We start from the raw sequence: 24,920 nt of genomic DNA on the forward strand, positions 1-24,920 counted from the left end.
CGAGGACGACATGCCGCTCTCGCTGCGGCTGTCGATAGCGGACACCCTCACCCTCGGCAACGCCACGTGCGGATTCATGGCGGTGTACTTCACCACCACCGGGATCCTCATCCCCCACCTCACCGGCAGCGGCGAGTCGGGCATGGCCCGGCACAGCGCGGCCACCGCGGTGATACTGATGCTGCTCGCGGCGGTCTTCGACCTCTTCGACGGCATCGTCGCGCGGAAGCTGCGCAGCTCGCCGATGGGCGCGGAGCTGGACAACCTTTCCGACCTGATCAGCTTCGGGCTGGCGCCGGCGTACTTCGTGCTCGTCTACGGCATGGTCGCCGACGACGCGCACCAGAAGATGTCCGCGCTGGCGGCGATCGTGGTGCTGCTGGCGGTGGTGCTGCGGCTGGCGAGATTCAGCTGCGTGACCCTGAAGGACGGCATGTTCCAGGGCATGCCGAGCCCCTTCGGCGCGCTGACGGTCGTCTCCATCGTGCTGCTGGAGCTGCCGTTCGTGCCGACCCTGCTGGCGATCGTCGGGGTGGCCTGGCTGATGGTGAGCCGGGTCGAGTACCCCAAGCCGCGGGGGGTCCTCGCGGCGGCGATGCTGAGCTGGATCGTCGGGGCGATGGGGCTGCTGGCGGCCTGGGCGTTCGACGCGCCGGGCGGGCAGCTGCTGCTTCAGACGGGGTGTGCGCTGCAGATCGCTCTCGCGGCGACGATTCCGCTGTTCGCGACGACCCGTCGGGCGAACACGTTCCGGCACAACCGGCGCGAGGCGCGGGCGGCGCAGCTGCCGTAACGCTGCCGCTCAGCTGTACGGGAAGGCCCCGGCCGCCATTGGCGCCGGGGCCTTCCCATGCCCCCGGCCGGGGCGGCGTCCGCCGCTGCCACCGCTGCGCGGGGCCCGCCCCTCCCCGCCCTTCCACCGTTCCCGCCTCGACCGCCGGCGCGGCGGAAAGCCCCTGGGGCTCCGCCCCAGACCCCGCGCCTCAAACGCCGGCGGGGCTGGATTTCGGCAACCTCAGCCCCGCCGGCGTTTGAGGCGCGGGCGCGGAGCGCCGTGTAGTGAGTGGTGCCGGCGTAAGGTTGATGTCGGAAAACTGCCAGCCCGGGTGGGGTTCGGACGGGAAGCTGGACGCATGTACACCGACACCGAGCGCTGCGTCAGGGCCGTGCAGTCGAAGGACGCCCGTTTCGACGGGTGGTTCTTCACCGCCGTGCGGACCACCGGGATCTACTGCCGGCCCAGCTGCCCGGCCGTGCCGCCCAAGGTCGAGAACATGAGCTTCCTGCCCAGCGCCGCCGCCTGCCAGCAGGCCGGGTACCGGGCCTGCAAGCGGTGCCGGCCCGATACGAGCCCCGGCTCCCCCGAGTGGAACGCGCGCGCCGACGCCGTGGCCCGGGCGATGCGGCTCATCCAGGACGGGGTCGTCGACCGCGAGGGCGTCCCGGGGCTGGCGGCGCGGCTCGGCTACTCCGCGCGGCAGGTCGAGCGGCAGCTGCGCGCCGAGCTCGGCGCGGGCCCCCTCGCCCTCGCCCGGGCCCAGCGCGCGCAGACCGCCCGGCTGCTCGTCGAGACCTCCGCCCTGCCCATGGGCGACATCGCCTTCGCCGCCGGCTTCGCCTCCATCCGCAGCTTCAACGACACCGTCCGCGAGGTCTTCGCGCTGACCCCCGGCGAGCTGCGGACCCGGGCCGCGAAGGCCGGGCGGCAGGAGCCCCGGGTGCCCGGGGTGATCAGCCTGCGGCTGCCCTTCCGGGCCCCGCTGAACCCCGACAACCTCTTCGGGCACCTCGCCGCGACGGCCGTGCCCGGGGTCGAGGAGTGGCGGGACGGCGCCTACCGGCGGACGCTGAGGCTCCCGTACGGCACCGGCGTGGTCGCGCTGACGCCCGGCCCCGAGCACATCGGCTGCCGGCTGGCCCTGACCGACCTGCGGGACCTGACCATCGCCATCAGCCGCTGCCGGTGGATGCTCGACCTGGACGCCGACCCGGAGGCCGTGGACGACCAGCTGCGCGCCGATCCGCTGCTGGCCCCGCTCGTGGACAAGGCCCCCGGGCGGCGGGTCCCCCGTACCGTCGACGCGGCGGAGTTCGCCGTCCGGGCGGTGCTGGGGCAGCAGGTGTCCACCGCGGCCGCGCGCACCCACGCGGCCCGGCTGGTGAGCGCGTACGGGGAGCCCGTGGAAGACCCCCACGGCGGGCTGACCCGCCTCTTCCCGAGCCCGGCGGCGCTGGCCGCCCTGGACCCCGGGGCGCTGTCGATGCCGCGCAGCCGCCGCACCACGCTGACGACCCTGGTCGCGGCGCTGGCGGACGGTTCGCTGCCGCTCGGCATCGACAGCGACTGGGAGGAGGCCCGCGCCGGGCTGGACGCCCTGCCCGGCTTCGGACCGTGGACCACGGGGATCATCGCGATGCGCGCGCTGGGCGACCCGGACGCGTTCCTGCCGTCCGACCTCGGGGTCCGGCGGGCCGCCCGGCGGCTGGGGCTGCCGGCCACGCCCGCGGCCCTGACCGCGCGGGCGGCCGGCTGGCGGCCCTGGCGCGCGTACGCCGTCCAGTACCTGTGGGCCACCGAGGACCACGCCATCAACCACCTCCCCGTCTGAGGAGCGAAGCAATGAACGGCAAGACCCACACCATCGTCGACAGCCCGCTGGGGCCGCTGACGCTCGTGGCCACCGAAGGGGTGCTCAGCGCCCTGTACATGACCGAGCACCGGCACATGCCCGGTGAGGAGACCTTCGGCGAGCGGGTACCGGCGACCGCGGGGCCCTTCCCCGAGGTGCTGCGGGAGCTGACCGCGTACTTCGCCGGGGAGCTGACGGAGTTCACCGTCCCGGTGCGGCTGGAGGGCACGCCCTTCCAGCGCAGCGTGTGGGCGCAGCTGGTACGGATCCCGTACGGCGAGACCTGGTCGTACGGGAGGCTCGCGGCGGAGCTGGGCAAGCCGAACGCGTCGCGGGCGGTGGGCCTGGCCAACGGGAAGAACCCGGTCAGCATCATCGTGCCGTGCCACCGCGTCATCGGCGCCTCGGGCGCGATGACGGGCTACGGCGGCGGCCTGGACCGCAAGGTGCGGCTGCTGGAGATCGAGCGGCGGGAGGAGGCTGCGGCGGGGGCGGTGGTCCGCGCCCGTCAGATCACGGCGAGCGGGACCAGGAGCGCGAAACCGGCTCCGGCCTCCACCGCGTAGGCGTAGAGGGACGGGTGCTGGACGGGGGCGGCGAGCAGGACCACGCTCTGCTGGGCGGCGGCGGCCGCCACCCAGTCGCCGTCGGCGCCGAGGCGGCCCTGGTACCAGCCCTCGCAGGCGCCGGGGCCGGTGATGGCGAGGAGGTCGTCCTCGCGGCGGTAGAAGGCCTGCCAGCCCTCGGCGGGGGCGGACCAGCCCTCGAAGTCCTCGAAGGGGGACCAGCCGCCCTCGCGGATCGCGGTGTCGAACAGCCAGACCGGGGTGCCCTCTTCGGTGACCTCGCCCCCGGACTGCTGCTCGGTGGTGAAGTGGACCATGGGGAGGGCGTCGGGACCGTCGGCCGTGCTGGGCCAGGCGTACATCGTGATCATCTGCTGATTCTGTCCTGCTCGCAGTGGGCGACGTGATGAACCCCCCGGCCCGGCCGGGGTCTTACGCGGGATCGGGCCTGCGGCCGTTCTCCAGTTCCACGGTGCCCTCGCCCGATTCCAGGACCCGGCAGGCCTCCTGGGCGCGCAGGCCGAGCGATCCGAGGAGGTACTCGGTGAGCCGTGCGGGCTCGACGAGCTTCCAGGAGAGGAGTTCCTCCTCCTGGAGCACGATCGAGTCGAGCCGGCCGGCGTCGAGGACGCCGCCGTCGTACAGGTAGGCCACCAGCGGGGGCCGGCCGGGGCCCAGGCTCCAGTCGACGGCGAGGAGCCGGCCGAGGGGGACGTCGATGCCGATCTCCTCGGCGCTCTCGCGCCGGGCCGCGGTGCGGGGCGACTCGTCGCGGTCGGACTCGACGGTGCCGCCCGGCAGGGCCCAGCCCTCGCGGTAGTTGGGCTCGACCAGCAGGACGTGGCCCCGCGCGTCGCGGAACAGGGCGGCCGCGCCGGCCAGGACCCGAGGCAGGCTCGCGATGTAGTCGGCGTAGTCATCGGTGGTGGTCACGCGGCCACCCTAACCGGCCGCCCGGACAGGGGTACCGGGCGGCCCCGCGATCACTCCTGTGGGGGGCTGCCGTCCTCGCGGTCGCGTCCACGGGACTCGGCGAGGCGCCGCAGCCGGTGGTGGCGGGCCGCGCCCCGCTCGGTGATGGCGTCGCCGACCATGGCGTTGACGGCGTCCCGCAGTCCGTGCAGGGCGTGGTGGCGGACGGGTCCCGCGCCGGGGTCCTCGCGCAGTTCCGTCACCAGGGCCCAGCACAGCAGCAGCATGACGACGACGAAGGGCAGCGCGACCAGGATGGTCGCGGTCTGCAGGGACTTCAGGCCGCCCGCGACGAGCAGGACGGCGGCCACGGCGGCCATCAGGACGCCCCAGGTGACGACGAGCCAGGTCGGCGGGTTCAGCGACCCCCGGCTGGTGAGCGAGCCCATGACGAGGGAGGCGGAGTCGGCGCTGGTGATGAAGTACGTCATGACCAGGACCATCGCCACCCAGGAGGTGACGGTGCCGAGCGGCAGCGCGTCGAGCATCGCGAAGAGCGAGGCCTCGGTGCCTTCCTTGAGCTTGGCGGCGAGGTCGGCGGCGCCGGTGGACTCCAGGCGGATGGCGGTGCCGCCCATGACGCAGAACCAGATGACCGTGGCGCCGCTGGGCACCAGCAGCACGCCGATCAGGAACTCGCGGATGGTGCGGCCGCGGGAGATGCGGGCGATGAAGGTGCCGACGAAGGGGGCCCAGGAGAGCCACCACGCCCAGTAGAAGATCGTCCACGCGCCGAGCCAGGCACTGTCGGTGAAGGCGCCGGTGCGGCTGGCCATGGGCAGGAGTTCGTGCAGGTAGCCGCCGACGCTGGAGGGGATCACGTCCAGGACGTAGACGGTCGGGCCGAGCACGAAGACGAAGAGCATCAGGACGGCGGCGAGCACGATGTTGATGGTGCTCAGCCACTTGACGCCCTTGTGCAGGCCGGAGAAGGCGGAGAGCACGAACGCGGCGGACAGCGAGCCGATGATGATCAGCTCGACGGTGGTGGAGTCCTCGACGCCGGTGGTGAGGTTCAGGCCCTTGGCCACCTGGAGGGCGCCGAGGCCGAGGCTGGTGGCGGTGCCGAAGACGGTGGCGAAGACGGCGAGCAGGTCGATGGCCTGGCCGGCCGGGCCGTCGGCCCGCCGCTGTCCCATGAGCGGGACGAAGGCGGAGCTGAGGCGGTTGCCGCGGCCCTTGCGGAAGGTCGCGTAGGCGAGGGCGAGGCCGGCGATGCCGTAGATGGCCCAGGGGGTGAGCGTCCAGTGGAAGAACGAGTACTCCATGGCCGCGAGGGCCGCCCCGCCGGTGCCCGGGGCGGCGCCGGAGGCCGGGGGCGGGTTCAGGAAGTGGGTGAGCGGTTCGCCCACGCCGTAGAACATCAGGCCGATGCCCATGCCGGCGCTGAACATCATCGCGATCCACGCGAGGTTGGTGAACTCCGGCTCGGAGTCGTCGGCGCCGAGCCGGATCCGGCCGAACCGGCTGATGGCGAGGACCACGCACATCACCAGGAACACGTCGGCGGCGATCACGAACAGCCAGGCGAAGTTGTTGAGCACCCAGGCGAGGGCCGTGCCTGAGGCGGTGTCGAAGGAGTGCTTGCCCAGGGCCGCCCAGGCGACGACGGCCAGCACGGCGATCACCCCGATGGTGACGACGGTGTGGTCGGGCGAGGCGCCCGGTCGGCCGTCGGTCCCCCCTTCCCGGGCGTCCGGAGGCGGCTGTTCCAGTGATTCCGTGCTCATGCGGCCACCCTATGCAGGCGTATATCCCTATTTGGCGGTACGGCACGCCGGGTGTGGCCCAGGCCACCCATGGGCATAGGAGGATCCTCCGGATAGGCTCATGGGGGCGCGACTGCACTGTTCGATAGCAAGGGATTAGCAAGGTGACGGACGGAGCAGTAACTGAGGCCGCGCGCGTGCTCATCGCCGCGGACAAATTCAAGGGCTCGCTCACGGCCGTTCAGGTCGCGGAGCGGGTGACGGCCGGTCTCCGCAAGGCCGTACCGGGCGTGGAGATCGAGACCCTGCCCGTCGCGGACGGCGGCGACGGCACGGTCGCGGCCGCCGTCGCGGCCGGTTTCGAGCGCCGGGAGGTACGGGTCACCGGGCCGCTCGGCGACCAGGTCACGGCCGCCTTCGCGCTGCGCGACGGTACCGCGGTGGTGGAGATGGCGGAGGCCTCCGGGCTCCAGCTGCTGCCCGCGGGCACCTTCGCCCCGCTGACGGCGACGACGTACGGGTCCGGCGAGCTGCTGCGGGCCGCGCTGGACGCGGGTGCGCGCTCGATCGTCTTCGGTGTGGGCGGCAGCGCCACCACCGACGGCGGCGCGGGCATGCTGGCGGCGCTGGGCGCGGCGTTCCTGGACGCGGACGGCCGGCCGGTCGGCCCGGGCGGCGGCGCGCTGGCCGGCCTGGCCTCGGCTGACTTGTCCGGGATCGACCCCCGCTTCGCGGAGGTGGACTTCGTCCTGGCCAGCGACGTGGACAACCCGCTGACGGGCCCCAAGGGCGCGCCCGCGGTCTACGGGCCGCAGAAGGGTGCCTCGCCGCAGGACGTGGCGACGCTCGACGCGGCGCTGGCGCACTTCGCGGTGGTGCTGGAGAAGGCGATCGGGCCGAAGGCCGCCGAGTGCGCGGTGCTGCCGGGCGCCGGCGGGGCGGGCGGCATCGGCTACGGGGCGCTGCTGCTCGGGGCCACGTTCCGGCCCGGCATCGAGCTGATGCTGGAGGTGCTGGGCTTCGCGCCCGCGCTGGAGCGGGCCACGCTGGTGATCACCGGTGAGGGTTCGCTGGACGAGCAGACCCTGCACGGCAAGGCCCCGGCCGGCGTCGCGGCGGCGGCGCGGGCGGCGGGCAAGCCGGTGGTGGCGGTCTGCGGACGGCTGCTGCTGGGGCAGGAGGCCCTGGAGGCGGCCGGCATCCGCAAGGCGTACCCGCTGACGGACCTGGAGCCGGACCCGGCCAAGTCCATCCCGAACGCGGGGCCGCTGCTGGAGCGGGTGGCGGAGAACATCGCCGCCGACGTCCTCTAGATCTGGCTACCCGGGGCCCGGCTTCCCCTGGAGGGGGCGCCGGGCCTCTCGCATGCGCGCGTGCGCGTCCGCCGCCGGGGCTCCGCCCGGGACTCGGCGCCTCAGGTGGCGGGGCCGGAGGTGGCCGCCGCCAGGACCTGGGCCGTGGTGACCACCTGGGCGAAGCCGCCGCCCTGGAGGTTCACCGCGGTGGCCCTGGCGAGGGCGTCGGCGGTAAGGGTGAGGCCCCCGGGGCCGGTGAGGTCGAAGGTGTGGGTGGCGTCCAGGGGGACGATGACCTCGTACCCGAGGTTCCCCGCCATACGGGCCGTGGTCTCGACGCACATGTTGGTCTGGATCCCGGTCACCACCAGCTGGCCGATGCCCCGGGCGGTCAGCCAGGCCCCGAGGTCCGGCGTGCCGTAGAAGGCCGAGTTGACGGTCTTGGTGATCAGCGGGGTGTCGGGGCGGCGCTGGGCCACGAAGTCCTTGAGGGCGTAGCCGGGCTGGTCCGGGGCGAGCACCGAGCCGCGGTTCCGCGACGCGTGCTGGACGAGGAGGACGGGGCGGCCCGACTCCCGCCAGGCGTCCATCAGCGCGGCGATGTTCTCCTCGGCGGCCGGGTTGTCGCGCGGGCCCCAGAAGGCGGCGTCGTCGAAGCCCTGCTGGACGTCGATGACGAGCAGGGCGCTGTCGGGGGCGATCTCGACCGCGTGCGCGGGTGCGGTCTCGGCCTGGTTCTCGGTCTTGGTCATGGCTCCATCCTGGGCGGCCGCGCCGGTGCGGCCCAGGGGTCAGGGGGACCCTGATCGATGGGATCCTGCCAGCGTGGCAGGAGTACGGGCCGCCGTTCTGGCAGAGTTGCCGCATGCACCGCGTCGCGATCGTCGCTCAGCCCGGGATCCGCAGCTTCGACCTCGCCGTCATCACCGAGGTCTGGGGCCCGGACCGGAGCCGCAGCGGGGTGCCGCCCTTCGAACTGCGCCGCTGCGCCCTGGCCACCGACCCGATCGCCCTGCCCGGCGGGCTGACCCTGACCCCCGACCGGGACCTCGACTGGCTCAGCGTCGCCGATCTGATCGTCGTACCCGCCCTGGCCGAGCCCGGCGACCCGACGCCGGAGCCGGTCCTGGCCGCGCTGCGGGCCGCGCACGCCCGCGGGGTGCCGGTGGCCGCCCTGTGCGCGGGCGCCTTCGTGCTGGCCGAGGCGGGGCTGCTGGACGGCCGTCGCGCGGTCACCCACTGGTGGCTCGCCCCGCAGCTCGCCGCCCGCTACCCCGAGGTGCTGGTGGAGGAGGCCCCGCTGTACGTGGAGGACGACGGGCTGTGGACCTCCGCCGGGGTGGCCTCCGGCATCGACCTCTGCCTGCACCTGGTGCGCGAGGCCCATGGCGCGGAGGCCGCCGCCGCGGTGGCCCGCTCGATGGTCACCGGGCCCTTCCGCACCGGGGACCACGCCCAGTACCTGGACCGGCCCACTCCGGTGGCCGACCGGGCCGCCGAGGCGCTGGCCGCCGTACGGGCGCAGGCCCTGCGCCGGCTGCACGAGCCGCTGGACGTGCCCACGCTGGCCCGGTGGGCGGGCATGTCCCCGCGCTCCTTCGCCCGGCACTTCGCGGCGGCCACCGGCACCACACCGCACCAATGGCTGCTCGGCCACCGGCTGGACGCGGCCCGCAGACTGCTGGAACGCACCGACCACCCGGTGCCCGAAGTGGCCCGGCGGGCCGGGTTCGCCAGCGAGGTCACCTTCCGCCAGCACTTCGGTGCCCGGGTCGGGCAGAGCCCGCGCGCGTACCGCGCGGCGGCCGTCGCCGCATCCGCCGCCGTACCCGGGAGCGGCGACAGTGTTAGAAAGGGCTCATGACCGCACGTTCGGGTCGAAGCGGGGAAGCGCGGCCGGTCAGCCTGCTCGCGCGCCTCGCGCTGGCCCGGCGCAGCGTCGCCGGCCAGGTCTTCACCCTCCAGGCGGTCATCGTGCTGGTGCTGATCACCGCCGCCACGCTGGCCCTGGTCCTCCAGGCCCGGTACGACAGCCAGCAGGACGCCCGGCACCGTTCGCTGGCCGCCGCCGAGGTCTTCGCGCACGCCCCCGGCCTGCCCGCCGCCCTGGCCTCCCCGGATCCGACCGCGGTCCTGGAGGCCCGGGCCGAGGCCGCCCGCCGGGCCTCGGGCGTCGACTTCATCGCCGTCCTCTCCAAGGACGGCGTCCGCTACACCGACCCCCGGCGCGACCTGATCGGCAAGCGCACCACCGGCGACCTGGCCCGGGCGGTGGCCGGCGAGTCGTTCACGGAGGTCTTCACGGGCCAGCCCAGTGACGCGGTGCGCGCCGTGGTCCCCGTACGCGACGACCGGGGGGTGGTCGTCGGGCTGGTCTCGACCGGCATCGAGGTGCAGAACGTCGGCCAGGCGGTGGGCAACCAGCTGCCGCTGCTGCTCGGTTCGGCCGCCGGGGCGCTGCTTCTCGGCACCGGCGGCGCGGCCCTGGTCAGCGGGCGGCTGCGGCGCCAGACGCGGGGGCTGGGCGCCACCGAGATGGCCCGGATGAACGAACACCACGAGGCGGTGCTGCACGCGGTCCGCGAGGGCGTGCTCATCGTCGACGCCGACCACCGGCTGCTGCTCGCCAACGACGAGGCCCGCCGGCTGCTGGACCTGCCGTCCGACGCGGAACAGCGCCCCGTGGACGACCTCGGGCTGGATCCGGGCATCACCGGCCTGCTGGTGTCCGGGCGGGTCGCCACCGACGAGGTGCACCGCGCGGGCGACCGGCTCCTGGCGGTCAACGTACGACCCACCAAGGCCTTCGGCGGCCACCACTCGGGCAGTGTGATGACCCTGCGCGACACCACCGAGCTGGCGGCGCTGTCCGGCCGCGCCGAGGTGGCCCGGGAGCGGCTCCAGCTGCTCTACGACGCCGGGGTGCGGATCGGGACCACCCTGGACGTGGTGCGCACCGCCGAGGAGCTGTCGGAGGTGGCGGTGCCGCGGTTCGCGGACTTCGTCACCGTCGAGCTGCTGGAGCCGGTGCTGCGCGGGGACGAGCCCGCGGCGGCCGCCGGGCTGCCCACCGAGATGCGCCGGGCGGCGATGAGCGGGGTGCGCCCCGACCCGCCGCTCCAGCCGGTCGGGGACGTGATCCGGTTCGTGGTGCCGACGGCTCCGATGGCGGCGGCCCTGGCCGCCGGGCGCGGGGTGCTCGCCCCGGACCTGAACGCCGCGATGGGGTGGCGGGCCCAGGACGCCGAGGGGACCCGGATCGCCCTGGGGTACGGGCTGCACTCGCTGATCTCCGTACCGCTCCAGGCGCGCGGGGTGGTCCTCGGCATGGCCAACTTCTGGCGGGCCGCCGACACCCCCGAGGCCTTCGACGAGGAGGACCTGTCCTTCGCCGAGGAGCTGGGGGCCCGGGCGGCCGTCTCCATCGACAACGCCCGCCGCTTCACGCGGGAGCACGCCACCGCGGTGACGCTCCAGCGCAGCCTGCTGCCCCGGGTGCTGCCGGACGTGAGCGCCGTGGACGTCGCCTTCCGGTACCTGCCCGCGAAGGCCGGAGTGGGCGGGGACTGGTTCGACGTGATCCCGCTGCCGGGGGCGCGGGTGGCGCTGGTGGTGGGTGACGTCGTCGGGCACGGGGTGCACGCGGCGGCGACGATGGGGCGGCTGCGCACCGCCGTGCACAACTTCTCCACGCTGGACATGCCGCCCGACGAGCTGCTGGGGCACCTGGACGAGCTGATCGACCGGATCGACCAGATGGAGAGCGGCGAGCCGGGCGCCGGGGACCTTGAGGGCCAGGAGGTCGAGGAGACGGCCGGGATCACCGGCGCCACCTGTCTGTACGCCGTCTACGACCCGGTGTCGGGCCGGTGCACCATGGCCAGCGCCGGGCACCCGGGGCCCGCGCTGGTGCACGCCGACGGGCGGGTGGAGTTCCCCGAGCTGCCGACGGGGCTGCCGCTCGGGGTGGGCGGCATGCCCTTCGAGACGGCCGCGCTGCGCCTTACCGAGGGGAGCCGGCTGGTGCTGTTCACCGACGGGCTGCTGGAGGACCGCGACCGGGACTTCGACTCCGGTCAGGCGCTGCTCGGCGAGACCCTGGCACGGCCCGGCCGCAGTCCCGAGCAGGCGTGCGCGGACGTGCTGGCGGCGCTGCTGTTCCCGTCGCCGAGCGATGACATCGCGCTGCTGATCGCGGACACCCGGCGGCTGGACCCGTCGCGGATCGCGGAGTGGGAGGTGCCCGGCGACCCGGTGGCCGTCTCGCGGGTGCGCCGGGAGGCCGCGGCGCAGCTGGTGGCGTGGCGGCTGGAGGAGGCCTCGTTCACGGCCGAGCTGGTGCTCAGCGAGCTGATCACGAACGCCATCCGGTACGGGAACGAGCCGATCCGGGTCCGGCTGCTGCACGACCGGAACCTGATCTGCGAGGTCTCCGACGGCAGCAGCACCTCCCCGCACCTGCGGTACGCCGCCACGACCGACGAGGGTGGCCGCGGGCTGTTCCTCGTCGCGCAGTACGCCGAACGGTGGGGTACGCGCTACACGGAGCGCGGCAAGGTCATCTGGGCGGAGCTGTCCCCGGCCGGGGGCGGCGAGCCGCCGCTGTCGCCGGTGCTGGACGTGGACGCGCTGGAGGACCTGGCCTGGTGACGCGGCCACCCACTACGGCCGTCGTGGGGCGGCTCGGCCGGCGGGCGGGGGTCAGCCGGGGCAACGGTGGCGTGCGCCGGTCAGCCCGTGCAGCGGCGCGGGCGCGGGTCAGGTCAGCACGGGCGGGTGCGGGCCAGCAGGACCGCCACGTCGTCCTGGGGGGCGGCGGGCAGCAGCTGGGCCAGGATGCCCTCGCACAGCTCCTCCAGCGGCTGGGCGGCCTGCCCCAGCGCCCCCGCGAGGCGTCCCATGCCCTCGTCGAGGTCCCGGTCGCGGGCTTCGATCAGTCCGTCCGTGTAGAGGGCGAGCAGGCCGCCCGGCGGCAGGGCGATCTCCTCGGTGTGGAAGTCCCGGCCGCCGGTGCCCAGCGGGGTGCCGGGCGGGCCGTGCAGGAAGGTGACGGTGCCGTCCGGGCCGGCCACGGCGGGCGGCGGGTGTCCGGCCCGGGCGACGAGGAAGCCGCCGGCCGCCGGGTCGTGGACGGCGTAGACGCAGGTGGCCATCTCGTCCTCGCCGAGGTCCGCGACGACGGCGTCCAGGGAGAGGAGCATCCGTTCGGGCGGTACGTCGTGGCGGGCCAGGGTGCGCACGGCGGTGCGCAGCTGTCCCATGACGGCGGCGGCGTGGATGCCGTGGCCCATCACGTCCCCGATGACCAGGCCGGTGCGGCCGCGGGGCAGCTGGATGACGTCGAACCAGTCGCCGCCGACGTCGTGGTCGCTGGCGGGCAGGTAGCGGCCGGTGAGTTCGAGGCCGGGCACCTGCGGCAGGGCGCTGTTGGTGAGGCTGCGCTGGAGGGTGAGGGCGGCCCGGCGCTGGGTGGTGTACATCCGGGCGTTGTCGATGTTGAGGGCGGCGCGGGCGACGAGTTCGTCGATGAGGACGCAGTCCTGGTCGTCGAAGGGTTCGCGGCCGCGCAGCCGGGTCACGGCGACGGCGCCGAGGACCGTGCCGCGGGCGACCAGCGGCACCATGCGGGCGCAGCCGAGGGTGGCGAGGTAGGCGCGCAGGTCGCCGGCGCGGGGGTCGGTGACCAGGGCGGGGATGTCCGCGCGGAAGAGGTTCATCGGGACGCCGTCGGCGATGACCCGTTCGTACGCCGTCCCGGGCGGGATCCGCAGGGTCTGGCCGGCCTTGAGGCGGGCGGTGGGGGCGAAGGGGTCGGGGAAGGCGGCGGCGATGCGGCGCAGCAGGCCGTGGCCGGAGGCGCCCGCCTCGTCCGGTTCGAGGACGGATTCGAGGAGCTGTACGTCGGCCGAGTCCGCGAGCTGCGGTACGAGCACGCCGACGATCTCCTCGGCGGTCTGGCGCAGGTCGAGGGTGGTGCCGATGCGGGTGCCGGCCTCGGCGAGGAGGGCGAAGCGGGCGCGGGCCCGTTCGGCCTCCAGCAGGGCCCGCTCGCCCTCGGTGATGTCGATCAGGGAGGCGATCAGGCCGAGGGGGCGGCCGCCGCCGTCGAGGAGCGGGGCGTAGGAGCATGACCAGGTGTGGTCGTGGTCGGGGTCGGAGGGGGTGCGGCCGGTGCGGCGGATGTCGACGACGGCCTTCCCGCGCTCCAGGACCCGGCGCATCGTGGCCTCCAGGGCGGCGGCGTTGACGCCGGGGACGACCTCGGTGAGGCGTTTGCCGAGGTGGTCGGCGGCGGGGACGCCGTTCATCCGGGCGAGGGCGTCGTTGACGCGCAGGAAGCGCAGGTCGGTGCTGAGGGTGGCGAGGCCTATCGGGGACTGGGTGAAGAGGCTCTGGAGGGCGGCGAGGGAGTCCCGCATGTGCAGGACCTCGGAGGTCTCGACGGCGATGAGCAGGGCGCCCGTGCGGCCCTGTGGGTCGGCGGCGGGCACGATCCACATCTCCATGGCCACCTGGTGTCCGTCGCGGTGGCGCACGGGCAGGGTGCCGACGACGGTTTCCCCGGCCTGGACGCGGCGGGTCAGGTCGTCGGCGAGGTCGCGGTTGGCGTCGGGGACGAGGACGGCGGTGCCGGGGCGGCCGAGGATGTCCTCGGGGCGGTGGCCGAGCAGGTCCTGGGCGGCCAGCGACCACTCGACGACACGGCCGTCCGCGTCCTCCCTCCACAGGGCGAGGGGCAGCAGCTCGCGCAGCACGCCGGCGTACCCGACGGCCGCCACCGGCGGATCGGGCACCTCGCTCGTCGACTGGTACGTGTCCAATGCACCGACCTCACCCCGGGGGGTCCGATTCCTACCGGTTCACCCTAGCCGAGGGCTCGGTCCGGGGCGCTGCGCCGACGGGCGCGGAACCGGGGCGCGCCACGCCCCGGCCCGGCGCCCGCCCGGGGCCCGGCAGGCTCAGAAGTCGACCTGCGCGCGCATGTCGGCGCGGCCCACCGACTCCAGTTCCCAGGTCTTGCAGTAGAGGGCGCGGATGTACTCGATGTCGGCGTTGCGGGCCCGGGCCTCGCGCACCGGGTACATCACGGTGAGCTCGTACGATCTCTCGCGGTTGATGTCGCCGTCCTTGTCGCGCCACTGGCCGCGGGCGTCCTGGAGGGTGAGCCCCGAGGGGAAACGGGGGGTGATCACGTCGGCGACGAACTTCGCGAACTCCTCCTCGGTGATCGGCGGGTTGCCGTTGTGCCGCCCGGTGCCGAAGTAGAGGTGCGTCGAGATGTACGCGCTGCCCTGATCGGCGACGTTCTCCTCGCTCGCCGCGGTGGCGGTGCGGGTGCCGAAGGCGGCCTCGGAGGCGGGTCCGCCCAGGGCGAAGAGGAGGGCCGCGGCGGCCAGGAAGGCGGCCGCGGGCGTCGAGATGCGGATGGGTCGCATGGTGTCGTCGTCCTGTCTGTCGTGGCTGTGAGGTGTGAGGTGTGGTGTGTGGTGCCGGGCGTGGGGGTCGTGGGCGCGCGCCTGGCCGGGGCCGGGGCGGCGCGGGCTGGCCGGCGGGCGCGCGGGGTCAGGCGGGCAGCGACTCCAGCAGGAAGGCCGCCGCGTCCCGCACCCGGTCCGGAGCCCGCGTCCCGCGGCGCAGGCCCGTCGCCGTCCGGGCGAGCGTCTCGGTGGTGCGGACCGAGCCGATGCCCGCCGCGCGGGGCGCCAGTTCCGCGATCAGCTCCTCCGCCTCCCGCCACGCCCCGGCCCCGGCCAGCGCGGCCAGCAGCTCGGCGGTGAACAGGTGCCGGTACGCGGGCCCCGGCGCGGTGGCGGCCTCGTACAGCAGCGGGATGGCCCGGTCCCAGCGGCGCAGCCGGGCCTGTACCCAGCCGTGGTGGCCGAGCAGCTCGGTCTCGTCGATCCACCACGCCCAGTGCGGGTCGCGGCGCGAGAGGCCGTCCAGGAAGCGGCTGCGGGCCCGGGCGATCAGCTCCAGGGGCTCCCGGCGCGCCCCGAGCAGGGCGGTGGCGTGCGCGCGACGCACCAGGACCAGGCTCGCGACCCGGGCGGGCAGCGGGCGCGGACCGCTCACCCGGTCGGCGCTGCGCAGGGCGGCGCGCGGGCGGCCCATGTGGGCGGTGAGCATGCTGTGGTTGAGCAGGACCAGCCGGGCCGTCCAGCGGTCCCCGCACAGCCGGGCGAGGGCCAGGGCCCGGGCGTTCATCCGGTGGGCGGTGCGGTAGCGGCCGGCGTCGAAGAGGATCCAGCCGATGACCTCGCTCAGTTCGGCGAGGGCCGCGAGCCGGTCGGTGTCCTCGCCGGTCAGCGCCGCCGGGTCGGCCGACAGCTCCGGGATCCGCCGCGCGGCCTCCCGTACGGCGGGCACGGCGGCGCTCGCCCCCCGCTCGGTGTCGAGGGCCACCAGGTGGGCCACCTCGGCCAGGACGGCCGCCGGTGAGACGGGCGGGGGCGGCGGCGCCCCGCCGGGGTGTCCGGGCGGCGTCATGACAGCAGGCCGGCGCCGACCGGCCCGGGGCGGCTCTGGCCGAGGGCGTCGAAGGAGGCCGCCACCCGGGTCAGCCATTCCACCTCGTCGCGGAAGTCCTCGTACGGCGGCCGCGCCGGGATGTCGGACTCGGCGTCGGCGCGTTCGGCCCGCTCGGCCCGCTCCTCGGCGGGCCGACTCAGCACCGCCCGGACCTGGAGCGCCTCGCCGAGGGGGGTGGTGGGATCCTCGGGCAGGTCCAGGGAGCGGGCGACGCGGGTGAACTCCGCCATCGAGAGCGCGGTGCGCAGGATCAGCTGGCCGTCGCGTATCTCGATGACGCGCCGGTAGAGGCTGTACTGGGGGTCGCGCGGCGGGACCAGGTCGCCGAGCCAGGACCGCGGCGGGTCCAGGGCGATGTCGGGCGACGCCTGGTAGAGCGCCCACCACAGGGGCCGCAGCCGCAGGTAGGAGCGGTAGCTGCGGAGCCAGCCGCGGGCCCGGGTGAGGTGGATGCCCCACGAGGGGATGGTCCAGCCGGCGATCTGCAGCAGGGCGCCGACGCTGCCGCTCGTCCACTGCACCGGGTCGAGGGCGTCCGCGGCGAAGTGCAGCCGGGTGCCGGCGATCTGGATGCCCCGGGTGACGCAGTAGACGAGGATCAGGGCGGCGCCGACGGTGACCGTGCGCATGCCGACCTGGAGCCACTGGCGGTTGACCATCGCGGTGAAGCGCAGCGACAGCCGTACCGTCTCGAACTGCCCCACGGCGCAGACCAGCAGGTAGAAGGTCATGTAGAGGGCGTATCCGCCGTGCTGGATGCTGAGCAGGATCGTGGAGGTGGCCGTCTCCGAGTGCGCCACGGGGCCGACGTAGAAGGACGAGACCACCAGGACGGCGAGCGCGGCGCCGAAGCCGAGCACGCGGCGGCGCGCCATGCGCGGGGCCTCGGCCGGCGGCGCCGACCAGTAGACGAGGACGACCTGCTGGGCGGCGGTGAGCACGACCACCGCGGACTGGGTGATCAGCGAGGTGATGTTGGGCAGCCCGAGGAAGGCGGAGATGTGCAGCCGCAGCTGGTCCAGGTCGACGAGGAAGCTGATCCCGGAGCAGAGGAAGTAGGTGCACAGCGCCCACAGGGCCACGTCGCGGCGGCGGCGCAGCAGGTCGGGCAGCCGGTAGCCGAAGGCCGCGAGGCCCACGAAGGCGCAGACCCAGGCGAGGACCGTGTAGATCACACGGTCCCCTGGTCGGGCCGGCCGAGCCCGCTCTCGATCCGGGCCACGATCTCCGCGGCCTCGTCGGGGACGCCCCAGGCCGGTTCGGTCCAGCGCTTCGCGGCGCGCGCGAGGATGAGGGAGGCCATCGTCTCGGCCTCCTGCTCCTCGTCGTCGCTGTAGCGGGAGCGCATGAGCATGCTGCGTACGGCTTCCGGTTCGACGTCCGGGAGCAGCCGGGCCGGGTCCGCCGGACCGTTCTGGTCCAGGCGTACGGAGCCGCTGTGGTCGAAGGCGATGTGCGCGAGTTCGTGCGCGATGATGTGCTCTTTGTGGGAAGGCGTGGCCGCCTGCTCGAACACGATGACGTCGAAGTCGTCCATCTTCAGCCAGATCCCGAACAGGTGGCGTTCGGGGAAGGGCGTCGCCATGACGTGGATGGGCCGCTCGCGGCGTTCGCTGACGCGGCGCAGGAGTTCGTCCATCCCGCAGCCGTGTTCCATGCCCCACTCTTCGAGCAGGGCCTCGCAGGTCTGACGGACCTTCTTGAGGCGGCGTCTGAGCCGCCTGTCCTCCGACAGCGGTAGCGCGGAGCCAGGTAACTTCATCCCTCAGTCCTCCGGCGAACCCAGCGGTCGGACAACGCGGCCATGATGCCATACCGCCAACTGACGTCCGTCCGACGCACGTTCTATCCGGCCATCAGGCCGCCCGGCGGTCCTGCGGCGGCCGGACGGCCGGAACGCTCAGCGTGCCGCGAGGACCGCCGCGATGCCGCGGGCGAGGCAGGGGACCCGGTCGGCGGGAACGCCCGCGATGTTGATGCGGCCGGAGGTGGTTCCGTATATCGCGTGTTCCCGGCGCAGCCGGAGCATTTCCCGCGAACTGAGCGGAAGCATGGAGAACATCCCGCGCTGGCGGGCCAGCGAGCGGGCCGCCGCCTCGTGACCGGAAGCGGCCAGCCGGGCCGTCAGGTCCGTCCGGTTGGCTTCGATCCGGCCGCGCATGACGTCCAGTTCGGAGCGCCAGAGCGCCCGCAGGTCCGCGTCCTCCAGGACCGTCGTCACGACGGCGGCGCCGTGCTCGGGCGGCATCGAGTAGAGGGTGCGGGCGGCGTTCTGCAGGGCCGTCTCGGCGTGCCGCGCCGAACGACCGTCCGCGCCGAGGACGATGGCGCAGCCGGTGCGGTCGCTGTAGAGGCCGAAATTCTTCGAGCAGCTCACGGCGACGAACAGCTCCGGCACCCGCGCGGCCAGCAGGCGCGTGCCCGCGAGGTCGGCCTCCAGCCCGTCGCCGAGCCCGTGGTAGGCGAGGTCGACGAACGGAACCCAGCCGTCCCGGACGGCCAGCGCGGCCAGCGCGGCCCAGTCGGCGGCGGACGGGTCGGCCCCGGTGGGGTTGTGGCAGCAGCCCTGGAGCAGGACGACGTCGTCGCGCCGTGCCCGCCCGAGCGCCTCCAGCACCCCGGCGGAGTCGAAGCCGCCCTCGGCGTCGCACCAGCCGAAGGTGCGCACGCGCAGCCCGGCGGCCTCCAGGATGGGCCGGTGGTTGACGTACGCCGGGTCGCTGACCCACACCGTGGTGCCCGGCCGGGTCCGGCAGATCAGGTCGGCGAGCAGGCGCAGCGCGCCGGAGCCCGCGACGGTCTGGACGGCCGCCGCCCGCCCGTCCCCCCGCCCGGGGCCCAGCACCATGCCGAGCAGGGCCCGGTTGAAGGCGGCGTTGCCGGACAGGCCCCGGTACTCCTTGGACTCCGAACGCTCGGCGAGCCGGATCTCGGCCTGCCGGACGGCGGCCATGACCGGGGTGCGGCCGGCGGGGTCGCGGTAGACGCCGAGGACCAGGTTGAGCCGTTCGGCGCGCTCGTCGGAACCGAACTCGTACGTCAGGTCCCACAGCGGGTCGGTGGGCGGCGGGGGAAGGAGCTCAAGCATCTGCGGGAACCTCGGGGCGGGGAAGCGGACGGGCGGCGGCGGGATGGCGGTGGGCGAGGACCACGCCGACGGTGATGAGGGGGACGCCGATCAGCACGGCGGGGGTCGGGGACTCGCCCAGCACGGGCACGGCGAGCAGGACGACGGCGACGGGGCTGAGGCTGCCGACGACGGAGCTGCGCTCGGCGCCGAGCCGGCGGATGGCGAAGGCGTACAGCAGTCCGGCGCACAGCCCGACGCCGAGCCCCTGCACGACGAGGAACAGCGCGATGTCCGAGCCCGCCGCGTGGGCGAGGCCGCTCGGCAGCACCCCGGTCAGCGTCAGCAGCCCGATCACGGCGAAGGAGGGCAGGCAGAGCAGGCAGATCGAGCCGACGGGGTCGAGGCCGACCTCGCGCAGCCCGACGGTGTACAGGGCCCACAGGCCGCTGGCCACGAGCAGGGTCCCGGCGCCCTCCAGCACGGCGGCGTCGACGGGGACGACGTAGCGCCAGACGAGGGCGGCCACCCCGAGGGCGATCAGGGCGAGCCCGCCGGCCTGGGTGCCCCGGGGCATGCCGCGGCCCCGGGCGGTCATCAGCGCGGCGACGAAGAGGGGGACCATCCCGGGGACGATCGAGCCGACGAAGGCCGCCGAGGTGAGGGCGCCGCCGTGCATGGCCGCGAGGAAGAACGGCACCCCGGCGCCGCAGACGATCTTCGCGGCGGGGCCCGGCCGGACGGCGGCGATGGTCCGCCGCCGCTTCCACAGGGCGGGGAGCAGGACGACGAGGGGCACCCCGAAGCGCAGCAGGGCCGCGTCGGCGGGCAGCAGGGTGGAGGAGCTCAGGGCGCGGGCGCTGAGCGCGAAGCCGGCCCAGACGGCCACCGTGACGAGCAGCGCCGCCATGCCCTGGGCCTGCGGGGAGAGCCGGAAGCGGGGGGCGGGCCCGGGCCCGCCGGGGGCTTCGGCGCACGGCCCGGCCTCGTCGGGAGGCGGGGGCGCCGGGGTGGTGTGCGTCGCGACCAAGGTGAGTCTCCAGCTTCCGGGAGCCGGACCGAGCGGACCGCTCCGGCCCGGCCGTCCGGCCACCCGCAACGCTAGGGCTTCGGCCGGGGCAGCCGATTGCCAGTTCTGCCGCTCGGACGTACGTTTGGGGCAGGATCTGCCACGCGACGCCGTCGGGCGCCGGGAACCAGTCGAGGAGCGGCGCGGACATGGCCATGGACGCGGTCGACCTCCAGATCATCCGGGAGCTTCAGGCGGACGGCCGGCTGTCCAACCAGGACCTCGCCGACCGGGTGCGTCTGTCCCCCTCCCCCTGTCTGCGCCGGGTCCGGCGGCTGGAGGAGGCGGGCCTGATCCGCGGGTACACGGCGATGGTCGACCAGGTCGCCTTCGGGCTGCCGGTCACGGTCTTCGTCCGCATCCGCCTGGAGCGGCACACCGCGGAGGCGGTGGCCGCCTTCGAGGAGCACGTCGCGGTCATCGAGCACATCCAGGACTGCTACCTGATGGCGGGCAGCAGCGACTACCTGCTGCGGGTCGTCATCGAGGACCTGGAGGCGTACGAGTCCCTGGTGCGCGACCGGGTCCACGCCATCCCGGGGATCGCCGCGATCGAGTCCAGCTTCGCGTACGGCAGCGTGAAGCAGTCCCGTACCTACCCGCGGCCGCGGCCGCCGGGCGGCTCCCGGCGGGCTTGAGCGCTCAGGCGGCCGGGCCGGGCTCGGCGCCGGTCTGTTCGACGGCCGCCGCGAAGGCCTCGTACGCCGTGTCGTCGAAGAGCACGAAGCGGACCTCCCCGACGGCGGTGTCCGCCGCCCGGACCGTCTCGACGGCGATGCGGGCCCCGTCGTCCAGGGGCCAGCCGTAGACGCCGGTCGAGATGGCGGGGAAGGCGACCGTACGCGCCCCCAGTGCGTCGGCGACCCGCAGCGACTCGCGGTAGCAGGAGGCGAGGAGGGCCGAGCGGTCCTCCTCCCGCGACCAGACCGGGCCGACGGTGTGGATGACGTGCTCCGCGGGGAGCCGGCCGGCCGTGGTGGCGACCGCGCCGCCGGTGGGCAGGCCCTTGCCGTAGTGGGAGCGGCGCAGGTCCTCGCAGGCGGCGAGGATCTCCGGGCCGCCGCGCCGGTGGATGGCGCCGTCGACTCCGCCGCCGCCCAGCAGGGAGGAGTTCGCCGCGTTGACGATCGCGTCGGCCGGCTCGGCGGTGATGTCGCCCCGGACGAGGGTGATGCGGACCATCAGGAAGCCTTTCGCAGGTGCCGCCAGACCGCCTTGGCGGCGTTGTGGCCGGACATCCCGTGGACGCCCGGGCCCGGCGGGGTCGCCGAGGAGCAGAGGAAGACGGCCGGGTGGGCCGTGGTGTACGGGGACAGGGTGAGCTTCGGGCGCAGCAGCAGCTGGAGTCCGGAGGCGGCGCCGCAGGCGATGTCCCCGCCGACGTAGTTCGGGTTCCGGGCGGCGAGCTGCGGCGGCCCGGCGGTGGCGCGGGCCAGCACCAGGTCGCGGAAGCCCGGGGCGAAGCGTTCCAGCTGGCGTTCGACGGCCTCGGTGAGGTCGCCGTCCCAGCCGGCGGGGACGTGCCCGTACGCCCAGAAGACGTGCTTGCCGGCGGGGGCGCGGCCGGGGTCGGCCAGGCTGGGCTGGGCGGTGATCAGGAAGGGGGTACGGGGCGCGCGGCCGCTGGACGCCAGCTGGAGGGCGGCGTCGATGTCCCGGCTGCCGGGCCCGATCTGGACGGTGCCGGCCCGGCGCGGGGCCTCGGCGGTCCACGGCACCGGCCCGTCCAGCGCGTAGTCCAGCTTGAAGACGGAGGCTCCGTACCGGTACCCGTCGTAGGCGCGGCCGAGGCGGGCGATCCGCGCGAGGGCGGTCGGGGAGGTGTCGAAGACGTACGCGCGGGCGGGCGGCAGATCGTCGAGGCGCTTGACCTCGAAGCCGGTGTGCACGCTGCCGCCGAGTTCCGCCAGGTACCCGGCGAGCGCGTCGGAGATCGACTGGGAGCCGCCGCGCGGCATCGGCCAGCCGCCGGCGTGCGCGGCCAGCGCGAAGACGAGGCCGACCGCGCCGGTGCCGATCCCGCCGAGCGGGGCGATGGCGTGCGCCACGAGACCGGCGAACAGGGCGCGCGCCCGGTCGTCGCGGAAGCGGCGCAGCAGCCAGGTGGACGGGGGCAGCCCGGCCAGGCCGAAGCGGGCCAGGGTGAGCGGGTCGCGGGGCAGGGCGGTGTTCGGCAGGGACATGAAGTCCCGGGCGAGGGTGTCCCACTTGCCGAGGTACGGCTGGACCAGGCGGCGGTAGGCGCCCGCGTCGCGGGGCCCGAAGGAGGCCGCGGTCTCGGAGACCGAGCGGGCGAGGACCGCGGCGGTGCCGTCGTCGAAGGGGTGGGCCATCGGCAGCGGCGCGTGCAGCCACTCCAGGCCGTGGCGGGCCAGCGGCATGGTCGCGAAGACCGGGGAGCCGACGCCCAGCGGGTGTACCGCCGAGCAGGGGTCGTGGCGGAAGCCGGGGAGGGTCAGCTCCTCGGTGCGGGCGCCGCCGCCGATGCCGTCCGCCGCCTCGAACACGGCAACGGAGCAGCCCCGCCGGGCCAGTTCGACCGCGGCCGTCAGGCCGTTGGGCCCCGCCCCCACCACGACTGCGTCGAGAATCGACGACACTGACAGCTCCTTCGTCCGGTGGTGGCCTGCGCCCCCAAGGATATGGCGCCCGCCCCGCCGGGGGGGCGCGCGGCTACGCGCCCCGCAGCAGTCCGCGGATCCGCTCCATGGTGGGCTCGTCCCGGCCCACGGCGAAGGGCAGGGCGTTGTCGCGGTCCACGCGGAAGGGGACCCCGTCGACGGTGGACTGGGCGCCGCCCGCCTCGGCGACCAGCAGCAGTCCGGCCGCGTGGTCCCAGGCCGAGGGCCAGGTGAAGGCCAGGGCGTCCATCTCGCCGCGGGCCACCTTCAGGTACTCCAGGCCCGCCGAGCCGCAGGGCCGGGCGGCGATGCCGGGCACGTCGAGCCGGGTCAGGGTCCGCTTGTCCTCCTCGGACGTGTAGAGGGGGTGGGCCATCGCCACCCGCAGCGCGGCGCCGGGCTCCGGCGAACCGGTGTGGATCCGCTGGCCGTTCACGTACGCGCCCTGCCCGCGCACGGCGGTGGCCAGCTCGTCCAGGGCCGGGGCGAAGGTCCAGGAGGCGAGGATCTCCCCGCGGTGGGCGAGCGCCACCAGCGTGCAGAAGCCGGGGTCGCCGGCCACGAACTGGCGGGTGCCGTCGACGGGGTCGACGATCCAGACGGGCGCGTCGGCGCGCAGCGCGGCGTAGACGTTGGGGTCGGCGTGGACGGCCTCCTCGCCGACCACCGCCGAGCCGGGCAGCAGCTTCGTCAGCGCGGCCGTCAGGTGCTCCTCGGCCTGCCGGTCGGCGATGGTCACCAGGTCGTGCGGGCCGCTCTTCTGGTCGACCTCGTGCGCGGCGAGCTGCCGGAACCTCGGCATGATCTCCAGCGCCGCCGCCTCGCGGACGGCCTCTTCCACGGCGGACGGGTCAAGGGCCGAAAAGTCATCGATCATGGTTCCAGCAAAGCACGCCGGGCCGACCGGCCCCACCCCCGGCCCTGTCCGTCCGGCAGACACAAGGTGACTCCCAGGTGAACAGACCCGTGGGCGGGCCGTCGCGCCTTGACACTGTAAATAAAGTTTCTTAACTTATTCGGAAGGCTCGTCCGCGGTCCCGTGAACTCTATGAACAGAATGATGACGGGAGCACCCGCGTCAGGTGATTCTGGGACACCGGGCGCCACCGGGCACTTTTGCGCGCCCGATTGCGTGACCGCTCCGGCATTCAAGGCTGCCTCGATATCCCGCTTTTGTTAAGGCAATGCAAAGGCACGCGAACGGGCCGGCGTGATACGTGAACACGCCGGCCCTCATACGGCGTTTACTTCGCCATTCCCCAGCGGACCGGGGCTATCTGCTTCGACATGATGGTGATCAGCTCGTAGGCGGCGTGCGACGCGGCCACCGAGGTAATCCCCGCGTGGTCGTACGCCGGGGCGACCTCCACGATGTCGGCGGAAACCAGGTGGCAGTCGGCGAGGCCGCGCAGGATCTCCAGCAGCTCCCGAGAGGTCATTCCGCCGGCCTCCGGCGTGCCGGTGCCGGGGGCGTGCGCCGGGTCCAGCACGTCGATGTCGATGGAGATGTACAGGGGCCGGTCGCCGACCCGCTCGCGCAGCTGCTGCGCGATCTCGTCCACCCCGCGCCGCATGACGTCCGCCGACGTCACGATGCCGAAGCCGAGCTTGGCGTCGTCGTCCAGGTCCTTCTTGCCGTAGATCGGGCCGCGCGTCCCGACGTGGCAGAGGGCGGAGGTGTCGATGACGCCCTCCTCCACGGCCCGGCGGAACGGCATTCCGTGGGTGTACTGCTGGCCGAAGTAGTCGTCCCAGGTGTCCAGGTGGGCGTCGAAGTGGAGGACCGCCACCGGTCCGTGCTTCTTCGCCACCGAACGCAGCAGCGGCAGCGCGATGGTGTGGTCGCCGCCCAGGGTCATCAGCCGGGCGCCAGTGGAGAGCAGTTCGTCGGCGGCGGCCTCGATCGTCTCCACCGCCTCGTTCGCGTCGAACGGGTTGGCGCTGATGTCACCGGCGTCCGCGACCTGGCTGTAGTGGAAGGGGTACACGTCCTGCGCCGGGTTGTAGGGGCGCAGGGTGCGGGAGGCCTCGCGGATGGCGTTGCCGCCGAAGCGGGCTCCGGGACGGTAGGTGACACCGCCGTCGAACGGGACCCCGACCACGGCGATGTCCGCCTTCTCCACCTGGTCGATGCGGGGGACGCGGCCGAACGTGGCCTGACCGGCGAAGTGCAGCGTCCGGTCGGTCTCGGTCGGCGGCAGCGGCGGGGTCGGTCCGTTGGGCTGGGCGGTCATGGTGGGGTCTGTGCCTTTCCGGGGTACGGCGGCCCGGCGCACGGCCGCCGGGCCCTGGAGGGGTGGGGGCGCCGGGCGCGCCCGGCCCGCCGGTCTACTGGGGCGGGTTGCCGTGCTTGCGGGACGGCAGGTCGGCGTGCTTGGTGCGGAGCATCGCGAGGGCGCTCACGAGCACCTCGCGGGTCTCGGCGGGGTCGATGACGTCGTCCACGAGGCCGCGTTCGGCCG

The 24,920-nt window shown here is 74.4% G+C and carries 23 protein-coding genes; 7 read left to right on the top strand and 16 right to left on the bottom strand.

The window, feature by feature from the left end; all coding sequences use genetic code 11:
• Positions 1–10 precede the first annotated feature (10 nt).
• The 3 genes from pssA (at position 11) to ACZ6ZT_RS24370 (ending at position 3,196) form a co-directional block, all read left to right on the top strand.
• Positions 11–793, top strand: a complete 783-nt coding sequence (gene pssA / locus ACZ6ZT_RS24360; protein ID WP_469722019.1) for a CDP-diacylglycerol--serine O-phosphatidyltransferase — start codon at positions 11–13, stop codon at positions 791–793.
• Between the two features lie 340 nt (positions 794–1,133).
• Positions 1,134–2,609, top strand: coding sequence for an AlkA N-terminal domain-containing protein (locus tag ACZ6ZT_RS24365; protein WP_469721986.1), 1,476 nt, complete (start codon positions 1,134–1,136; stop codon positions 2,607–2,609).
• Between the two features lie 11 nt (positions 2,610–2,620).
• Positions 2,621–3,196, top strand: a complete 576-nt coding sequence (locus ACZ6ZT_RS24370; RefSeq protein ID WP_469721987.1) for a methylated-DNA--[protein]-cysteine S-methyltransferase — start codon at positions 2,621–2,623, stop codon at positions 3,194–3,196.
• Here ACZ6ZT_RS24370 and ACZ6ZT_RS24375 read toward each other — a convergent pair.
• The 3 genes from ACZ6ZT_RS24375 to ACZ6ZT_RS24385 all read right to left on the bottom strand — a co-directional run bounded on the left by ACZ6ZT_RS24375 (position 3,139) and on the right by ACZ6ZT_RS24385 (position 5,898).
• A complete protein-coding gene (locus tag ACZ6ZT_RS24375) occupies positions 3,139–3,567 on the bottom strand; it encodes a hypothetical protein (RefSeq protein ID WP_469721988.1) in 429 nt (142 codons plus the stop codon). The two genes, ACZ6ZT_RS24370 and ACZ6ZT_RS24375, sit on opposite strands and share 58 nt — an antisense overlap.
• Before the next feature lie 61 nt (positions 3,568–3,628).
• Positions 3,629–4,129 carry an NUDIX domain-containing protein gene (locus tag ACZ6ZT_RS24380; RefSeq protein ID WP_469721989.1) on the bottom strand — a complete coding sequence of 167 codons (501 nt, stop codon included), beginning with the start codon at positions 4,127–4,129 and terminating at the stop codon, positions 3,629–3,631.
• A gap of 50 nt (positions 4,130–4,179) precedes the next feature.
• Positions 4,180–5,898 (bottom strand): BCCT family transporter, encoded by a 1,719-nt coding sequence (locus ACZ6ZT_RS24385; protein ID WP_469721990.1) that lies wholly within the window; start codon positions 5,896–5,898, stop codon positions 4,180–4,182.
• A 143-nt stretch (positions 5,899–6,041) separates the two neighbouring features.
• Between ACZ6ZT_RS24385 and ACZ6ZT_RS24390 the strand changes: the two genes are divergently transcribed.
• The gene (locus ACZ6ZT_RS24390; RefSeq protein ID WP_469721991.1) at positions 6,042–7,190 is read left to right on the top strand and encodes a glycerate kinase; all 1,149 of its coding nucleotides are present in this window, start codon (positions 6,042–6,044) and stop codon (positions 7,188–7,190) included.
• 101 nt (positions 7,191–7,291) lie between these two features.
• Here the strand turns inward: ACZ6ZT_RS24390 and ACZ6ZT_RS24395 are convergent, their stop codons facing one another.
• The gene (locus tag ACZ6ZT_RS24395) at positions 7,292–7,924 is read right to left on the bottom strand and encodes a cysteine hydrolase family protein (RefSeq protein ID WP_469721992.1); all 633 of its coding nucleotides are present in this window, start codon (positions 7,922–7,924) and stop codon (positions 7,292–7,294) included.
• A 113-nt stretch (positions 7,925–8,037) separates the two neighbouring features.
• Between ACZ6ZT_RS24395 and ACZ6ZT_RS24400 the strand changes: the two genes are divergently transcribed.
• Both ACZ6ZT_RS24400 and ACZ6ZT_RS24405 read left to right on the top strand, forming a co-directional pair.
• Positions 8,038–9,036, top strand: coding sequence for a GlxA family transcriptional regulator (locus ACZ6ZT_RS24400; RefSeq protein ID WP_469721993.1), 999 nt, complete (start codon positions 8,038–8,040; stop codon positions 9,034–9,036).
• Positions 9,033–11,822: a SpoIIE family protein phosphatase gene (locus ACZ6ZT_RS24405; RefSeq protein ID WP_469721994.1), complete on the top strand. Its 2,790-nt coding sequence runs from the start codon at positions 9,033–9,035 to the stop codon at positions 11,820–11,822. The genes ACZ6ZT_RS24400 and ACZ6ZT_RS24405 overlap by 4 nt, the downstream gene beginning before the upstream one ends.
• Before the next feature lie 113 nt (positions 11,823–11,935).
• Here the strand turns inward: ACZ6ZT_RS24405 and ACZ6ZT_RS24410 are convergent, their stop codons facing one another.
• The 7 genes from ACZ6ZT_RS24410 to ACZ6ZT_RS24440 all read right to left on the bottom strand — a co-directional run bounded on the left by ACZ6ZT_RS24410 (position 11,936) and on the right by ACZ6ZT_RS24440 (position 19,798).
• The gene (locus ACZ6ZT_RS24410; RefSeq protein WP_469721995.1) at positions 11,936–13,993 is read right to left on the bottom strand and encodes a SpoIIE family protein phosphatase; all 2,058 of its coding nucleotides are present in this window, start codon (positions 13,991–13,993) and stop codon (positions 11,936–11,938) included.
• Between the two features lie 138 nt (positions 13,994–14,131).
• Positions 14,132–14,608 carry a DUF3574 domain-containing protein gene (locus tag ACZ6ZT_RS24415; protein ID WP_469721996.1) on the bottom strand — a complete coding sequence of 159 codons (477 nt, stop codon included), beginning with the start codon at positions 14,606–14,608 and terminating at the stop codon, positions 14,132–14,134.
• A 127-nt stretch (positions 14,609–14,735) separates the two neighbouring features.
• The gene (locus ACZ6ZT_RS24420; RefSeq protein WP_469721997.1) at positions 14,736–15,659 is read right to left on the bottom strand and encodes a DNA-binding protein; all 924 of its coding nucleotides are present in this window, start codon (positions 15,657–15,659) and stop codon (positions 14,736–14,738) included.
• Positions 15,656–16,876, bottom strand: coding sequence for an MAB_1171c family putative transporter (locus tag ACZ6ZT_RS24425; RefSeq protein WP_469721998.1), 1,221 nt, complete (start codon positions 16,874–16,876; stop codon positions 15,656–15,658). The genes ACZ6ZT_RS24420 and ACZ6ZT_RS24425 overlap by 4 nt, the downstream gene beginning before the upstream one ends.
• Positions 16,873–17,463 (bottom strand): BTB/POZ domain-containing protein, encoded by a 591-nt coding sequence (locus ACZ6ZT_RS24430; RefSeq protein ID WP_469721999.1) that lies wholly within the window; start codon positions 17,461–17,463, stop codon positions 16,873–16,875. The genes ACZ6ZT_RS24425 and ACZ6ZT_RS24430 overlap by 4 nt, the downstream gene beginning before the upstream one ends.
• 138 nt (positions 17,464–17,601) lie before the next feature.
• A complete protein-coding gene (locus ACZ6ZT_RS24435; RefSeq protein ID WP_469722000.1) occupies positions 17,602–18,789 on the bottom strand; it encodes an aromatic amino acid transaminase in 1,188 nt (395 codons plus the stop codon).
• Positions 18,782–19,798, bottom strand: a complete 1,017-nt coding sequence (locus tag ACZ6ZT_RS24440; RefSeq protein WP_469722001.1) for a DMT family transporter — start codon at positions 19,796–19,798, stop codon at positions 18,782–18,784. Before ACZ6ZT_RS24440 ends, ACZ6ZT_RS24435 begins: the two co-directional genes overlap by 8 nt.
• A gap of 188 nt (positions 19,799–19,986) precedes the next feature.
• Between ACZ6ZT_RS24440 and ACZ6ZT_RS24445 the strand changes: the two genes are divergently transcribed.
• The gene (locus tag ACZ6ZT_RS24445; RefSeq protein WP_469722002.1) at positions 19,987–20,475 is read left to right on the top strand and encodes an Lrp/AsnC family transcriptional regulator; all 489 of its coding nucleotides are present in this window, start codon (positions 19,987–19,989) and stop codon (positions 20,473–20,475) included.
• 4 nt (positions 20,476–20,479) lie between these two features.
• Here ACZ6ZT_RS24445 and ACZ6ZT_RS24450 read toward each other — a convergent pair whose 3' ends face one another.
• From ACZ6ZT_RS24450 to ACZ6ZT_RS24470, 5 genes are all read right to left on the bottom strand, one after another.
• Positions 20,480–21,019 carry an O-acetyl-ADP-ribose deacetylase gene (locus ACZ6ZT_RS24450; protein ID WP_469722003.1) on the bottom strand — a complete coding sequence of 180 codons (540 nt, stop codon included), beginning with the start codon at positions 21,017–21,019 and terminating at the stop codon, positions 20,480–20,482.
• Positions 21,019–22,437: a phytoene desaturase family protein gene (locus ACZ6ZT_RS24455; RefSeq protein WP_469722004.1), complete on the bottom strand. Its 1,419-nt coding sequence runs from the start codon at positions 22,435–22,437 to the stop codon at positions 21,019–21,021. Before ACZ6ZT_RS24455 ends, ACZ6ZT_RS24450 begins: the two co-directional genes overlap by 1 nt.
• 73 nt (positions 22,438–22,510) lie before the next feature.
• Positions 22,511–23,335: an inositol monophosphatase family protein gene (locus ACZ6ZT_RS24460; protein WP_469722005.1), complete on the bottom strand. Its 825-nt coding sequence runs from the start codon at positions 23,333–23,335 to the stop codon at positions 22,511–22,513.
• A 367-nt stretch (positions 23,336–23,702) separates the two neighbouring features.
• Positions 23,703–24,692, bottom strand: coding sequence for an agmatinase (gene speB, locus ACZ6ZT_RS24465; RefSeq protein ID WP_469722006.1), 990 nt, complete (start codon positions 24,690–24,692; stop codon positions 23,703–23,705).
• Between the two features lie 94 nt (positions 24,693–24,786).
• Positions 24,787–24,920 (bottom strand): carboxyl transferase domain-containing protein (locus ACZ6ZT_RS24470; RefSeq protein WP_469722020.1); only part of this gene is annotated, 134 nt, incomplete at its 5' end.

Source organism: Streptomyces sp. NPDC102258, assembly GCF_055584685.1.